General features: G+C 61.2%; 15 protein-coding genes. 11 read left to right on the plus strand and 4 right to left on the minus strand.

Annotated features, from left to right (window positions below; translation table 11 throughout):
• Positions 1 to 37: 37 nt before the first annotated feature.
• From K3175_RS04595 to K3175_RS04605, 3 genes are read right to left on the minus strand one after another with little or no spacing between them, the layout of a single operon-like run.
• The gene (locus tag K3175_RS04595; protein ID WP_221542153.1) at positions 38 to 538 is read right to left on the minus strand and encodes a sterol desaturase family protein; all 501 of its coding nucleotides are present in this window, start codon (positions 536 to 538) and stop codon (positions 38 to 40) included.
• On the minus strand, positions 535 to 1,308 hold the full coding sequence (locus K3175_RS04600) for a fatty acid desaturase (protein WP_221542154.1): 774 nt from the start codon (positions 1,306 to 1,308) through the stop codon (positions 535 to 537). The genes K3175_RS04595 and K3175_RS04600 overlap by 4 nt, the downstream gene beginning before the upstream one ends.
• 40 nt (positions 1,309 to 1,348) lie before the next feature.
• A complete protein-coding gene (locus K3175_RS04605) occupies positions 1,349 to 1,771 on the minus strand; it encodes an acyl-CoA thioesterase (protein ID WP_221542155.1) in 423 nt (140 codons plus the stop codon).
• An 89-nt stretch (positions 1,772 to 1,860) separates the two neighbouring features.
• On the opposite strand from K3175_RS04605, the gene leuC reads away from it, so the two are divergent.
• From leuC to K3175_RS04655, 10 genes are all read left to right on the plus strand, one after another.
• Positions 1,861 to 3,297 carry a 3-isopropylmalate dehydratase large subunit gene (gene leuC / locus K3175_RS04610; RefSeq protein WP_221542156.1) on the plus strand — a complete coding sequence of 479 codons (1,437 nt, stop codon included), beginning with the start codon at positions 1,861 to 1,863 and terminating at the stop codon, positions 3,295 to 3,297.
• 39 nt (positions 3,298 to 3,336) lie between these two features.
• Complete coding sequence (locus tag K3175_RS04615) at positions 3,337 to 3,495, plus strand: isopropylmalate isomerase (protein ID WP_221542157.1); 159 nt, start codon at positions 3,337 to 3,339, stop codon at positions 3,493 to 3,495.
• Positions 3,495 to 4,106, plus strand: a complete 612-nt coding sequence (gene leuD / locus K3175_RS04620; protein ID WP_221542158.1) for a 3-isopropylmalate dehydratase small subunit — start codon at positions 3,495 to 3,497, stop codon at positions 4,104 to 4,106. The genes K3175_RS04615 and leuD overlap by 1 nt, the downstream gene beginning before the upstream one ends.
• Positions 4,103 to 5,101, plus strand: a complete 999-nt coding sequence (locus tag K3175_RS04625; RefSeq protein WP_221542159.1) for an NADPH:quinone oxidoreductase family protein — start codon at positions 4,103 to 4,105, stop codon at positions 5,099 to 5,101. The genes leuD and K3175_RS04625 overlap by 4 nt, the downstream gene beginning before the upstream one ends.
• Before the next feature lie 70 nt (positions 5,102 to 5,171).
• Positions 5,172 to 5,498, plus strand: coding sequence for a DUF1476 domain-containing protein (locus K3175_RS04630; protein ID WP_221542160.1), 327 nt, complete (start codon positions 5,172 to 5,174; stop codon positions 5,496 to 5,498).
• Between the two features lie 4 nt (positions 5,499 to 5,502).
• On the plus strand, positions 5,503 to 5,736 hold the full coding sequence (locus tag K3175_RS04635) for a BolA/IbaG family iron-sulfur metabolism protein (RefSeq protein WP_221542161.1): 234 nt from the start codon (positions 5,503 to 5,505) through the stop codon (positions 5,734 to 5,736).
• 39 nt (positions 5,737 to 5,775) lie between these two features.
• Entirely contained in the window at positions 5,776 to 6,108 is a 333-nt protein-coding gene (gene grxD, locus K3175_RS04640; protein ID WP_221542162.1) for a Grx4 family monothiol glutaredoxin, read from the plus strand.
• A gap of 275 nt (positions 6,109 to 6,383) precedes the next feature.
• Positions 6,384 to 7,166 carry an NUDIX hydrolase gene (locus K3175_RS04645; protein WP_221542163.1) on the plus strand — a complete coding sequence of 261 codons (783 nt, stop codon included), beginning with the start codon at positions 6,384 to 6,386 and terminating at the stop codon, positions 7,164 to 7,166.
• 198 nt (positions 7,167 to 7,364) lie between these two features.
• Positions 7,365 to 9,896, plus strand: a complete 2,532-nt coding sequence (locus K3175_RS04650) for a glycoside hydrolase family 3 protein (protein ID WP_221542164.1) — start codon at positions 7,365 to 7,367, stop codon at positions 9,894 to 9,896.
• Positions 9,897 to 9,996: 100 nt separating this feature from the next.
• Positions 9,997 to 11,064 (plus strand): glycoside hydrolase family 5 protein, encoded by a 1,068-nt coding sequence (locus tag K3175_RS04655; protein ID WP_221542165.1) that lies wholly within the window; start codon positions 9,997 to 9,999, stop codon positions 11,062 to 11,064.
• An 84-nt stretch (positions 11,065 to 11,148) separates the two neighbouring features.
• Here the strand turns inward: K3175_RS04655 and K3175_RS04660 are convergent, their stop codons facing one another.
• A complete protein-coding gene (locus tag K3175_RS04660) occupies positions 11,149 to 12,831 on the minus strand; it encodes a glycoside hydrolase family 43 protein (protein WP_221542166.1) in 1,683 nt (560 codons plus the stop codon).
• A 91-nt stretch (positions 12,832 to 12,922) separates the two neighbouring features.
• Between K3175_RS04660 and K3175_RS04665 the strand changes: the two genes are divergently transcribed.
• Positions 12,923 to 14,047 carry a fumarylacetoacetate hydrolase family protein gene (locus tag K3175_RS04665; protein WP_221542167.1) on the plus strand — a complete coding sequence of 375 codons (1,125 nt, stop codon included), beginning with the start codon at positions 12,923 to 12,925 and terminating at the stop codon, positions 14,045 to 14,047.
• Positions 14,048 to 14,068 lie beyond the last annotated feature (21 nt).

The raw sequence follows: 14,068 nt of genomic DNA on the forward strand, positions 1-14,068 counted from the left end.
AAAGAAAATCAGATTTTTTGCAGAGAGCGCCGGGGCCTCAGGCTCCAGCGCTTTCGCGTACCACGGCTTCGCCTGCTTCGCGCTGCCGGCGCAATTCGGCTTTCAGTTTTGCCGGATCCTGCGCAAATACAAATCCGAAGCTGACGCCGCCTTCCTTGCCGATAGTCGCATGATGCAGCTTATGCGCTTGGACCAGCCGCTTGGCATACCCCTTTTTCGGAACCCAGCGAAAGTAACGCTGATGGACCAGCCCGTCATGAACGAAGGTGTAGATCAGCCCGTAGCAGGTTATTCCAAACGCAATCCACCAGAGCAGATCCGACCACACATAACCGATGGCAAACATGGCGAACACGATCGTCCCGAAGGTTACGGCGTAGAGATCGTTTTTCTCGAAAATATTATCGTGCGGCTCGTGGTGATCCCGATGCCAGCCCCAACCCCAGCCATGCATGACGTATTTATGCGCCCACCAGGCGAATACCTCCATGCCGAGGATGGAAAGAAAAACGGTGAGTAGGATGGCTGGAACGGTCATGCTGTCACTTGTTCGTCGCGGGATGCCTGCCGACGCGCCGCCGGCAAATGCCACCATGGTACATTGGGTGCCAGGTGATGTTCGTGGTGATAGCCGAAATGAAAGCAGGTGGCGAGAGATGCCGCGGTTCCGAAATTGTCGGAGCGGGCGTTGTGCCGGTCAGCGAAGCGATCTTCTCCATGCCGGTGGGGGCGAAAAGTCCCGAAATAGAAAAGCTGCATAGACGATGCGATCGCAGGCATACCGTATAACAGAACAATCTTCTCGATCGGAACGCCGAAGGCAAGCCAGTACGTCAGCACGACGGTGAAAACGAAAACAACCGACTGCCAACCGAAATAACGTTTCAGGAATTGGCCGTACCAAGGCCAGAAGTGCGATGGGTGATCTGCGCTGAAGTCGGGATCATCCGGGCTACCCGGCACGCGGTGATGGGCGAAATGGGCATCGCGCATCCGCCGCCAGGAAAAGCCCGCGTAGATGAAAAGCAAAAGGCCCCCGATCATATCGTTCACCCGACCGCCGCGGGGCACCAGCGAGCCATGCATCGCATCGTGGCTGACTATGAAAAGACCAACCGACAGCCAGCATTGGAGCAAGGCCATGGCCAAGGCCAGCGGAAGGCTTGCCCAGCGAAGCTCGAAAACGAACATGGCATAAGCGTGCAGGCAGGCCCACGCGGCGACGATCGCTAACGCCAGGACAAGACCGGTCGCTGCCTGTCGGCGGGCCGAAAGCGGCAATTTCGAAACCTGATTTCTTTCCCGCATACGGTCTATATAGGTTGCCGGGCGGCCCAGCGCAAAAGACTTAGTCTGCGGCGACCCCGCTCTTGCGACAAATCCCGAAATATTTTTCCGCTACATCGGCACTGATGCGCGCGGGGCGATGACTGTCGGCATCGAGGCAGCACCACATGCTTTTCACTTCTGCCAGGACATCTTCGCCGCGGCGAATCACCGTGTTGTAGAAGCTGCGCGCGCCTTTTATCTTTTCCAGCACCGTTTCCGCGATCACCTCGTCATCTAGGAACGCTGGTTTGCGATAGGTTATCTCGTGCTTGAGCGCGACCCATGCCTTGCTGGCGACTTCGTCCGCCGGCGCGAGCTTTTGCCAGTGCGCCAGCACCGTGTCCTGCACCCAGTTCAGGTAGCGCGCATTGTTCACGTGCCCCATGAAATCGATATCGCCGGGAAGGACCTTGATCGGGAAGCTGAATGGCTTTGCTGACATGAATGTAAGTAAAGCACAGAAAGGTTAAGTTTGGAAGACTCTGGATTTGCCTTTTTGCTCCCGGCGCGATCCGGGACCACAACGATGGCATGGCAAGCAAACCACGGACACTCTACGAGAAAATTTGGGACGCTCATGTCGTCGAACGGCATGATGATGGCACATGCCTGGTCTATATCGACCGTCACCTCGTACACGAGGTGACGAGCCCGCAGGCGTTCGAGGCGCTCCGCCTTGCGGGCCGCAAGGTCCGCCGTCCCGATCTCACGCTCGCTGTCCCCGATCACAATCTGCCAACGACCGCCCGAACTGACGAGGCTGGGCGGCGGCTGCCGATCGAAGATCAGCAAAGCGCGGCGCAACTCGCCGCGCTTGAGCGAAACGCGCCTTCTTTCGGCATCCACTACATCGACGCTGTCGCGCCTGAACAGGGCATCGTGCATGTGGTCGGGCCCGAGCAGGGGTTCTCCCTTCCGGGGACGACAATCGTTTGCGGGGACAGCCATACGGCCGCGCATGGCGGTATCGGCGCCCTCGCCTTCGGTATCGGCACGAGCGAAGTCGAGCATGTCTTGGCGACCCAGACGCTGCTGCTACGCCCCAGCAAGACGATGGAAGTCCGGGTCGAAGGCGCGCTCGGACCCGGGGTCACACCCAAGGATCTCATTCTCCATATTATCGGAGTGATCGGAACCGCCGGGGGTACGGGACATGTCATCGAATATCGCGGCGAGGTCTTCGAAAGAATGAGCGTCGAAGGCCGACTTACCGTTTGCAATATGAGCATTGAGGGCGGCGCGCGGGCAGGCCTCATAGCGCCCGATGACACGATATTCGCCTATCTGAAAGGCCGTCCTTATTCGCCCACTGGCGAGGCTTGGGAAAAAGCGATCGACTGGTGGCGCTCCCTCGCGACCGATGACGGTGCGCGATTTGACAAGAGTGTCGTCATCGACGCGTCGGAGATCGAGCCTACCGTCAGCTGGGGGACCAGCCCCGAAGATGTCGTACCAATCGGCGGGAAAGTGCCCGCCCCCGAAAGCTTTGCCGACCAGGCCAAGAAGGACGCTGCGCGCAAAAGCCTCGATTACATGGGCCTCGAACCAGGCACGCCGATGGAATCGGTTCCCATCGAGAATATCTTCATAGGATCATGCACGAACAGCCGGATCGAGGATCTGCGTGCGGCCGCTGCAGTTCTGAAGGGCCGGACCAAGGCCGAGAATGTCCGCTGGGCGATTGCCGTGCCCGGATCAGGCTTGGTCAAGCGCCAGGCCGAAGAGGAAGGGCTCGATCGCATTTTCACGGACGCCGGTTTCGAATGGCGCGAGCCGGGTTGTTCGGCCTGCCTCGCGATGAATCCGGACAAGGTGCCCGCCGGCGAAAGATGCGCATCGACGTCGAACCGCAATTTTGTGGGGCGGCAGGGTCCCGGAGCGCGCACCCATCTGCTCAGTCCGGCGATGGCTGCGGCGGCGGCGGTGACAGGTCATTTGACCGATGTGCGCAAGCTGATGGGCACGTGACCCCTTGCCCTCATCCGCGCCAAATACCATGAGGGAAGCATGACGAAACTTCCCAACGGCAAGGCCGCAATCGCTGGGGCCATCGGCTCCGCCGCCATCGCTGCAGCGCTGCTTTACGCAAACAAGCGCCGCGAACGTAAGAACAAGCCCGATCAGGCGGGAAAAATTCCCTCGGGCGAGAATCCGGAGACCGATTGATGAAGCAGGTATCGACAATCCACGGCCGCGCCATTCCGCTTGGCCTCAAGAACGTCGATACCGATGTCATCATTCCCGCCCACTGGCTGAAAACGGTAAGCCGCGAAGGACTTGGCCGAGGCGCTTTCGAAACTATTCGGCAAGCGCCCGGCAACCCCTTCGATGTCGAAGACTTTGCCAACGCCCCCATTCTCATCGCGGGCGACAATTTCGGCTGCGGCTCCAGCCGGGAACATGCCGCCTGGGCCATGTTGGACATGGGGCTCACTGCGGTGATCGCGCCCAGCTTTTCCGACATTTTTTCCGGCAATGCGTTCAAGAACGGCATCCTTGCGGTCGAATTGCCGCAGGATCAGGTCGACCGCCTTCTCGAAGTGGCGAAGGATCACGCAATCACCATCGATCTGGAAAACCAGGTCGTGACCACCCCCTTTCAGGACCGCTTCGCTTTCGACATCGATCCCTTTCGCAAGCATTGCCTCACCAACGGGCTTGATGAAATCGGACTGACGTTGGAGCGTGATGCGGTCATCGAAGAACACGAAACAGAGCGTGCAGCCGGATTACCCTGGCTAGACGCGTCCCGAAAAAACCGGAGAGAACACGCATGAAATCAGTCCTGTCGAAAGAAACCGGCGGCCCCGAAACGCTCGTCGTCGAAGAGATCGAAATTCCTGCTCCCGGAAAGGGCGAAGTTCTGATCGATGTCGCCGCCTGCGCCATCAACTTCCCCGACACGCTGATTATCCGCGACATGTATCAGTTCAAGCCGCCCCGCCCCTTCGCGCCGGGCGGCGAGATATCCGGCACGATCGAACAACTGGGTGAGGGCGTCGAGGGGTTTGCCGTCGGCGACCGGGTCATATGCGGACTGGGCAATGGCGGCTTGCAGGAAAAGGTCGTCGCACCCGCGGCCAAGCTTTTCAAAGTTCCCGATGGCATCGACCTGGTGCAGGCCTCTGCACTCCTGATGACCTACGGGACGACGATCCACGGCCTAAAGGATCGCGGCAATATCAAGGAAGGCGAAACCGTGCTGATCCTTGGCGCTGCGGGCGGTGTGGGGCTCTCGGCAATCGAATTAGCGAAGGCCTATGGTTGCCGCGTGGTCGCCGCCGTGTCGACCGAAGAAAAGGCCGAGGTCGCACGCAATGCGGGCGCCGATGAAGTGGTGATCTATCCGCGCGCGCCGTTCGACAAGGATACGTCGAAAAAGCTGGCCAGCGATTTCAAGGAAGCGGTTGGGCCCAATGGCGCCGATATCGTGTACGACATCGTCGGCGGCGATTATTCAGAGCCCGCGCTCCGTTCGATCGCTTGGGAAGGCCGCTTCCTGGTTGTCGGTTTCCCGGCCGGTATCGCCAAGATGCCGCTAAACCTCACCCTCTTGAAAAGCTGCGACATTCGCGGCGTATTCTGGGGCGCATTCACAGCGCGCGAACCGGAGCGCAATAACGCCAACATCGCCGAATTGTTCGACCTTTGGAAGGCTGGCAAGATCAGTCCCTTGATCAGCGAAACCTATCCGATCGAACGCGCTCACGAAGCGATCACCAAGCTTGAGAACCGCGGCGCGATCGGAAAGCTCGTGGTCACGATGGAATAATCGCGCCTACATCCTTGCCGCTCGCGCGGAGCGTCCCTATTCGGATGGCAAATGCTTCAAGGGAAATGACATGACCGATTTCAAGGACCGCGAACGCGGCGAGGAAACCAAATTCGCCTTCGATCAGGAAAACGAATTCAAGATCGCCGCCCGCCGCAACCGGCTTCTCGGGGAATGGGCCGCCGAGAAGATGGGGCTCACTGCCGAGGAAACCGACGCTTACAAGAAAGCGGTCGTACAAGCCGATTTCGAAGAAGCGGGCGACGAAGATGTAGTGCGCAAACTGCTGGGCGATCTGACCGCTGCCGAATGCGATGTGAGCGAAGCCGATATCCGTGCCAAGCTGGATGACTGCACCATTGAGGCGCGTCGCCAGTTCATGAGCGATCAGAAGTAATCCCATGCCGATGCCAGCCGAAGACATCGTCGCGTTGATTGAGGCCGCGCTTCCGGGCGCGACAGTCGAGATGCGCGATCTAGCAGGCGATAATGATCATTGGGCAGCCAAGGTCATCGCCCCGCAATTCGCGGGAAAGACCAGGGTAGCGCAGCACAAGCTGGTTTACGAGGCGCTAGGTGAACGGATGGGCGGCGAACTCCACGCCTTGCAACTCACCACGCAAGCCCCCAACTGATCTTCAGACAAATTCAGCAATTCCAAAGGCAGGGCTCATATGTCCGACGTAAATTCGCGCATCTCTGACATCGTAAAGGAAAACGACGTCGTGCTCTTCATGAAGGGCACGCCGCTTTTTCCGCAATGCGGCTTCTCCAGCCGCGCGGTGGCAATTCTTGATCATTGCGGCGTCGCTTACGAGAGCGTCGATGTTCTGCAGGACATGGAAATCCGCCAGGGCATCAAGTCCTATTCCGACTGGCCGACCATTCCCCAGCTCTACGTCAAAGGTGAATTCCTCGGCGGCAGCGACATCATGATGGAAATGTTCGAAGCTGGCGAACTTAAGCAGCTTATGGATGAAAAGAACGTCGCCAAAGCCGAAAGCTGATGTCCCTTCACCGAGTAAAAACAAAACCCGCCCGGGGGACTACCGGGCGGGTTTTTTATTGGGGAGGCGAGCGCTGAAAGCTTGCTCGCCTCGAAGACTATCAGGGACGGATTTCACTATGCAGAGCCCGTGCCAGCTTGCGCTCATCCCCCGCCTGCCTGGCATCACGATGGTTAACATGGATGCCGGCACACGCTGACCTGTAAAATATACCGACAGGATGCGTCACTCTCCCCGCTTGGCAAGCGTCTCTGTTGGCGGCAGACTGGCAGACGATGACCAGTTCAAGAACCGATGATGCCGAAGGAATACCCGCCGCCACAGTGATCGTGTTTCGCGATGCGCCCAGCGCTGGGCCGCCGGAAATCCTGATGACGATCCGGTCCAGAGAGCTTGTCTTCGCCGGGGGGATGGCCGTTTTTCCGGGCGGGCGCGTCGATCCGAGCGATTATGAACTCGGCGCCATGATCGGCGGTCCGCTCGACCCGGAAGAGGCCGCTCATCAGATCGCCGTGGTCCGCGAAACGCTGGAGGAGACGGGCCTCGTCATCGGCCTGTCTGGCGAAATAGACTCCGACAAGGCCCGCCGCGCACGGTCCTACCTGCTCCAGACGGGAGATCTGGCAACCGTCCTGGATCATTTCGGCTGGGAACTCGACCTTGATCAGCTTACCCCCTTCGCGCGCTGGTTTCCGAAGAACGAGCGCCTGACGCGCCTGTTCGACACCCGTTTCTACATCGCCGATCTCGGGACGGGCGCAGTCGAGATCGAGGCGGATCTGGCGGAGAACACCCACCTTTTCTGGACCAGCGCCCAAGCCGCGCTGGACGCTGCGGAACGCGGCGACATCAAGGTCATCTTCCCTACCCGCCGCAATCTCGAACGCCTCGCCCAGTTCGACAGTTTCTCGGCTGCGAAAGATCAGGCGGAGCGGATTCCCGTACGCACCATCATGCCTTTCACCGAAGAACGTGAGGGGACGAAGTGGCTGCGGATCGACGAAGACCTTGGCTATCCGGTAACGGCAGAGGCGCTCGAAACGGTGATGAGGGGCTAGCGGAAGGAATCACTGGAAACTTTTGGTACCGCTATCATTATCGTCTGGCAGCGAGATCAGAGCAGCTTATCGTCTGCACGGTAGCTTTGCGAAATTAACCGCAATTGACAGCGCTGTTCTCGTTCAATAGCTAATGATAGCGCTCACATAATTCGCGCGGGGCCGAGCCAAAAGGCAGGCTGCTCTAGGGGAGGGAAAATGTCCGTGAAATCCGTCGGTATCGTCGCGCTTTTTGGCGCCAGCGCGTTCCTTGCAGGATGTTCGACCTACTCGGTCGGCAGCGCTCCGGTCGCTAGCCAGCCTGCAGATTCGGTCACGGCGCCTTCAGGTGCCGGCGTAGCTCATCCCGAAATCTGGCCTGCGTACGAATATCCGGTTGCCGTCCAGCCAGACGATGAAGAGCGCATTGCCTCGCTTCTGGCGCGCATGACGCTGGAAGAGAAGATCGGGCAGTTGGTTCAGGCTGACCTTTGTTGCGTCACCCCCGAAGACGTTCGCAAGTACAACCTCGGGTCAATCCTTGTCGGGGGCAATAGCGGCCCCGGCGGCAACGATCTGGCCCCGGCCCCCGAGTGGCTGGCGGCGGCTGACGATTTCTACCTTGCCTCTGTCGACAAGAGCGATGGCGGTGTGGGCATTCCCCTCATCTGGGGCACCGATGCCGTCCACGGGCACTCCAACATAATCGGCGCCACGATTTTTCCGCATAATATCGGCCTTGGCGCCATGCGCGACGTAGATCTGATCCAGAAGATCGGTGCCGCAACGGCCAAGGAAATCCGCGTCACGGGCCAGGAATGGACCTTTGCCCCCACCGTCGCAGTACCGCAGGATTTCCGTTGGGGCCGCGCTTATGAAGGCTATTCCTCCGATCCCGATCTCGTGGCGTCCTATGTTGGCGCGATGGTCCGCGGATTGCAGGGTCCGCCGTCCAGCGACGATCTGCTGGCAGGGCCCTATGTTATCGCTTCGACCAAGCATTTCCTCGCCGATGGCGGGACCGATGACGGTGTCGATCAGGGTGACAGTTCGATCAGTGAAGAAGAACTGCGCGATATCCACGGCAAACCTTACGGCCCCGCGATTGCTGAGGGTGTCTCTACGGTCATGGTCAGTTTCTCCAGCTGGCAAGGTAAGAAGATGACTGGCAACCGGTCGCTGGTGACAGGTGTACTGAAGGACCGGATGGATTTCGGCGGGTTCGTGGTGTCCGACTGGAATGCTCACGGGCAGGTCGAAGGCTGCAGCAATGAAAGCTGCCCTCAGGCCCTGATGGCCGGTATCGACATGTATATGGCACCCGACACGTGGAAGCCGATCTACGAGGATCTGCTGGCCCGCGCCAAGGCGGGCACCCTGCCGATGGACCGGATCGATGATGCAGTGGCGCGAATTCTCCGAGTTAAGGGTCGTGTCGGCCTGTTTGACGCAGGCAAGCCGTCCGATCGCCCCTATTCAGGCGATTACGAGGAGCTGGGCTCGCCGGAGCATCGCGCTATTGCCCGTGAAGCGGTGCGCAAGAGCCTGGTATTGCTGAAGAACCAGGGCGTTCTGCCGCTCGAACCGGGCGGGCGCCTGCTGGTGGCCGGTGACGGTGCCGACGATCTCGCCCGTCAGTCGGGTGGCTGGACGCTCAGCTGGCAGGGCACGGGAGTGAACAACAGCCATTTCCCGGGCGCCACCTCGATCTGGTCGGGGCTAGAACAGGCCGTGCAGGCAGCCGGGGGCAGCGCGGAACTGTCGCCCGACGGGACCTTCGAAACGCGGCCCGATGCGGCGGTGGTGGTGTTCGGCGAAACGCCCTATGCGGAGTTTCAGGGCGACCGCGAAGCACTGGCGCTCGATCCCGAATTGACTGCTCCCTTCGAAACCATGCGCAAGCTGAAAGCGCAGGGAATTCCGGTGGTTGCGCTGATGATCACCGGGCGCCCGCTTTATGTGAATCCCGCCCTCAACGATGCCGACGCTTTCGTTGTGGCGTGGCTTCCGGGTAGCGAGGGCGGCGGGATCGCGGATGTCCTGATGGCGCAGGAAGACGGCACGCCGCGCTTCGATTTCACCGGCAAATTGCCCGCAGCATGGCCGCGGACGACGCAGATCGCCGATGGCGCCCTGTTCGATTACGGATATGGTCTGAGCTATGCCAGCGAAGCTTCGGAATGGGCCGAATTGCCCGAGCTGGATACCACTCAGCTGGCGGGAGACAGCCGGTTGTGGTTCAGCGCAGGGGCTCCGGCGGCGCGCTGGTCGCTGCTGGTGAGCGGCGGCGAGGAGAGTGACCAGATCCGGATCACCAATGTTCCTGCGGAAATTCTCTCGGGAAAAGCGACGGTTACGGCTGAAAACTACCTGGTCCAGGAAGGCGCGCGGCGCTTTGCGATAACCTCCGGCATGGCTCGCACAGAGCTGCGCAATTTCGACGCGTTGGATATCGACCGCGAGACGAATGCGGACGTTATGTTGTTGGTAACATTGAAGGTTTGGGATTCTCCGGACAGTGCCCGCCTCGGTGCGATCGGGCCCGACAGCGAGGGCTTCGTCGATATCGACCTGCCCGTGACGAGCGACTATGTCCGCTACGGTATCCCCTTGAAATGCCTGCGGGAAAACGGCGCGGACGTGACCAATCTGACGCAGCCTTTCGTGCTGGAAACGCAAGGCCAGACCGATTACGCCATCGGCGAAGTGCGGCTTGGCAGCGATGCGGAGACCGTCCTGCGTTGCGGATAATGGCCCGAACACCCTCTTGATCGGTGCCAATATGCCCGAACAGGAGGGTTTTGCGTCCGAAATGACGGAAAGGGGCCAAGACAGAGTGGGAGAGAAAAACATGAAGCGATTTTTGCTGCGATCTTCGCTGATCCTGTGCGCCACCTCGCTGGCGACCCAGTCCGTGGCGCAGAGCGCCGCCAACGCCCCCGCCGCCAACGCCCCCGCCGCCAGCGAAGCGGCTGCCACCGATCCGCTGCCGGTGGGCACCTGCGTCAATCTCGGCAACACGCTGGAGCCGGAAACCGAGGGCGCCTGGGGCGGCGCGCCCGTGACCAAGGCAGATATGGAGCGGATCGCCGCGGCCGGGTTCGACACGGTCCGCATCCCGGTACGCTGGCACAACAAATCGCTGAGCGAGGCACCCTATACGGTCGACGAGGCCTGGATGGACCGGGTGCAGCAAGTGGTCGACTGGGCGCTGGAAGCCGATCTCAACGTGATCCTCAACAGTCACCATTTCGATCCGATCTACGAGCGCCCGCTGGAAGTGGCGCCATGGCACGGCGGCGTGTGGAAACAGATCGCCGAGCGGTTCGAAGGCTATCCCGAGGAGACGCTGTGGTTCGAACTGGAAAACGAACCGCACAACAAATTCGACCATTCGAACCTGCTGGCCACGCTGACCCCGGCGCTGGAAGAAGTGCGCGCGCTTCACCCCACGCGGGCGGTCATCATCGGCGGGGAAAACTGGAGCGGGATCAAATCGCTCGAGACGCTGCCGCTGCCCGAAGATCCCAACGTCCACCCGACCTTCCATTATTACGAACCCTTTGCCTACACCCATCAGGGCGCGGAATGGGCCGGGCCGGACGTGCCGCCGGTCGGCCGGAGCTTCCCCACCGCCGAGGACAAGGCGATGCTGAAACGCGATGCCGCCGCGATCGAGGCCTATAAGGCGCGCACCGGCAAGACGCCCTTCATGGGCGAAACCGGGGCCTTCGACCGGCATATCCCGCTGGAAGACCGGGTGACCTATCACCGCACCATCCACGATACCTTCGCCCCCACCGGGATCGGCATGTGCATGTGGGCCTATGCCAACACCTTCCCCTTCTACGATCATCAGGAAGGCCGCTGGCTGCCCGGCCTGCTGGAAGCGATCGGGCTGAAACCCGAAGAAGACTGATCCGCAAAAGAACGGGGCGCCCGGCCCAGCAGCCGGACGCCCCCGATCGGGCGCGCTTCGCAGCGCGCCCTTTTTTGTGTCCGCTCAGGGCTTCGAATAGGCATAGGGCCCGACGACCAGCCCGGTGAACAGCCCGGCATGGACCGAGGCGAGCGGTTCGACATTCACCCCCTCACCCACGGCCAGCCACTGCGAGGCGCCCTTCGCGCGCCAGAAGGCCTGCGCCGTGCCTTCGCGGATCGCGAGCTTCAGTTCGAGCGGCCCGTCCGTGCTCAAGTCCTGCGAGGCTGCCAGCGCCCCCTGCTCTTCCTGCCCGGCATCGGTCCGCAGCCGCACCACCAGCCGGTCTCCTTCCTGTCCGAAGGCGAGGAAATGGTTTTCATCCATGAAGGCAAGCAGCCCGGCAAAATCGCCTGACGAAGCGGGATCGAAATCCACGCTGGTGGTGAAATCGGCCGAAGGGTGCCGCATCCGGCGGCCCATGAAAGCGGGCTTGCCCAGGCTGCCCGCGGCATCATGGCCCGAAAGCACATGCAGCCGGCCATCGCCCACCAGCAGCGCCTGCTGGTCTTGGGGATTGCGGATGCCGATCCATTCATCGGACAGCGGCGCGGAAAAATCATCGCGCCAGTGCGACCAGTCGGTGCCCTTGCCCGGCGGCAGATTGGGCCGCTTGCCGACGAAAGGCACGGCTTCGCCCCGGTCGAGGAAGCGCGGCCAGCCATCTTTCCATTCCAGCGGCAGCAGGAACGTCTCGCGCCCGAGCAGGGTCGACTGGCCTTCGAAGGGACGCGTGGCGAGGAAGACGCCCCACCAGCTGCCATCGTCCAGCTGCACGATATCGGCATGACCCGTGGCCTCGACCCGGTCGGGCCGGTCCGCGGGCAGATCGCGCTGGGTCAGGATCGGATTGAAATCGCCGGGGGTGTAAGGCCCCTGCAATTCGCGCGAGCGGTAGATGGTCTGCGAATGCTGTTCCGCCGTGCCGCCTTCCGCAGTGAGCAGGTAGTACCAGCCATCGACATGATAGATGTGCGGCCCTTCGGCCCAGATCGGATTGGTGGAGGGATCGACCCCGCCATCGACCAGCAGCGTGCGTTCGGGCAGCACCTGCATAGTCTCCGCGTCGAATTGCTGCATCCAGATCGCGCGATGCCCTTCGTAGCGCGGCTCTGTCGGCGGGGCGTCGTTATAGACGATCCAGGCGGTGCCATCCTCCGCGAAATAGAGCGAAGGGTCGATCCCGCCGAAATCGAGCCAGGTCGGATCGCTCCACGGACCGGCCGGATCATCGGCGGTGATCAGGAAATTGTCCCCGCATTCGATGCAGGTGTTGACGATCCAGAACTTGCCATCGTGATGCGTGATCGCCGGGGCGAACAGGCCGCGATTGGTGCCCAGCCCGCTGAAATCCATCTGGCCGGGCCGGTCGATCGCATTGCCGATCAGGGTCCAGTTCACCAGATCGGTGCTGTGGAGAATCGGCAGGCCGGGAAACCAGCTGAAAGTGGATGTGACGGCATAGAAATCGTCCCCCACCCGCACGATGGAGGGATCGGGATGGAAGCCAGGGATCACCGGATTCCGATAGCTGCCCGCAGGGGCATCGGCGGCTTCATTCACCGCTTGGTATTCCATGTAATCGAAGCTGGCGGTGGAATTCGCCTGTCCCTGCCCCGGCCCTTGCTCTTGGGCCATCACCGGCATTCCAGCGGGCAGCAGGGCTGCTGCGCAGCCGAGCAAAGCGGTTTTGCTGATAATCGTCATATCTCTCCCTCCATTGACCGCGATGGGGCTTGTTACCGCGCGGTCTCCTGCTTATGGTAGCGCTATCACAAGGGAGGGCAAGAGCCAGAACATGGCCGACAATATTTCCGACAGCCTGCCAGCCGATTACGAGCGCGGGCGTTTCCTGGGCAGGGCCGATACGCCCGATGGACCCTGCGTCATCCTGATCGAACAGGGCAAGCTTTACGATCTCACCGCCCGGGTCGCCACCACTTCGGGCGCCATTGCCCGGCGTGCATTCGATGGCGGCATGCTGATCGGCCCGGTGAGCGATGGCCTGCCCGAAGGCTGGAGCCTGCTTTCTCCCGTCGACCTGCAATGCATCAAGGCCGCGGGCGTCACCTTCGCCCTGTCCGCCATCGAACGCGTGATCGAGGAACAGGCGCGCGGCGATGCGGCGGCGGCATCCGAAATCCGCGCCCAGCTGGAAGGCAAGGTCGGTTCGGGCATCCGCTCGGTCGTCCCCGGCAGCGAGGAGGCGATGCAGCTTAAAGCCGCGCTGATCGAAGAGGGCATGTGGTCCCAATATCTCGAAGTGGCGATCGGGCCGGATGCGGAAATCTTTTCCAAATCGCCTGTGCTGTCCACCGTGGGCCATGGCGCCGAAATCGGCGTGCGCTCCGATTCCAGCTGGAACAATCCCGAACCCGAGGTGGTGCTGGCCTGCGATGCGCTCGGCGAAGTGGTCGGCGCCGCGCTGGGCAATGACGTCAATCTGCGCGATTTCGAAGGCCGTTCGGCGCTGCTGCTGTCGAAGGCCAAGGACAATACGGCCAGCTGTTCGATCGGCCCCTTCATCCGCCTGTTCGACGAGAATTTCACTATCGACGATGTGCGTTCGGCCAATGTCGATCTGACCATCGAAGGGCCGGACGGCTACCGCCTCGAAGGCACCAATATCATGGCCCAGATCAGCCGCGATCCGCTCGATCTCGTCAGCCAGTGCCTGTCCGAACATCATTATCCCGATGGCTTTGTCCTGTTCTGCGGCACGCTGTTCGCGCCGACGCAGGACCGCGACGAGGAAGGCGCGGGCTTTACCCACAAGATCGGTGACAAGGTGACCATCCAGTCCGACCGGATCGGCACGCTGCAAAACACGGTCACCACTTCGCGCGATGCCGCGCCGTGGGAGATGGGCTTTGCCGCCTTCGCGCGGAATCTGGCCGGACGCGGATTGATCGACAAAATTTAAAGCGCCGCGTGCCGGAAAGAA

The sequence above is a fragment of the Qipengyuania aestuarii genome (genome assembly GCF_019711535.1).
Lineage (GTDB): Bacteria > Pseudomonadota > Alphaproteobacteria > Sphingomonadales > Sphingomonadaceae > Qipengyuania > Qipengyuania aestuarii.

Excerpts from the sequence above, each read along its gene's own strand:
- K3175_RS04595 (WP_221542153.1), bottom strand. The coding sequence starts at position 538 with ATGACCGTTCCAGCCATCCTACTCACCGTTTTTCTTTCCATCCTCGGC.
- K3175_RS04600 (WP_221542154.1), bottom strand. The coding sequence starts at position 1,308 with ATGCGGGAAAGAAATCAGGTTTCGAAATTGCCGCTTTCGGCCCGCCGA.
- K3175_RS04605 (WP_221542155.1), bottom strand. The coding sequence starts at position 1,771 with ATGTCAGCAAAGCCATTCAGCTTCCCGATCAAGGTCCTTCCCGGCGAT.
- leuC (WP_221542156.1), top strand. The coding sequence starts at position 1,861 with ATGGCAAGCAAACCACGGACACTCTACGAGAAAATTTGGGACGCTCAT.
- K3175_RS04615 (WP_221542157.1), top strand. The coding sequence starts at position 3,337 with ATGACGAAACTTCCCAACGGCAAGGCCGCAATCGCTGGGGCCATCGGC.
- leuD (WP_221542158.1), top strand. The coding sequence starts at position 3,495 with ATGAAGCAGGTATCGACAATCCACGGCCGCGCCATTCCGCTTGGCCTC.
- K3175_RS04625 (WP_221542159.1), top strand. The coding sequence starts at position 4,103 with ATGAAATCAGTCCTGTCGAAAGAAACCGGCGGCCCCGAAACGCTCGTC.
- K3175_RS04630 (WP_221542160.1), top strand. The coding sequence starts at position 5,172 with ATGACCGATTTCAAGGACCGCGAACGCGGCGAGGAAACCAAATTCGCC.
- K3175_RS04635 (WP_221542161.1), top strand. The coding sequence starts at position 5,503 with ATGCCGATGCCAGCCGAAGACATCGTCGCGTTGATTGAGGCCGCGCTT.
- grxD (WP_221542162.1), top strand. The coding sequence starts at position 5,776 with ATGTCCGACGTAAATTCGCGCATCTCTGACATCGTAAAGGAAAACGAC.
- K3175_RS04645 (WP_221542163.1), top strand. The coding sequence starts at position 6,384 with ATGACCAGTTCAAGAACCGATGATGCCGAAGGAATACCCGCCGCCACA.
- K3175_RS04650 (WP_221542164.1), top strand. The coding sequence starts at position 7,365 with ATGTCCGTGAAATCCGTCGGTATCGTCGCGCTTTTTGGCGCCAGCGCG.
- K3175_RS04655 (WP_221542165.1), top strand. The coding sequence starts at position 9,997 with ATGAAGCGATTTTTGCTGCGATCTTCGCTGATCCTGTGCGCCACCTCG.
- K3175_RS04660 (WP_221542166.1), bottom strand. The coding sequence starts at position 12,831 with ATGACGATTATCAGCAAAACCGCTTTGCTCGGCTGCGCAGCAGCCCTG.
- K3175_RS04665 (WP_221542167.1), top strand. The coding sequence starts at position 12,923 with ATGGCCGACAATATTTCCGACAGCCTGCCAGCCGATTACGAGCGCGGG.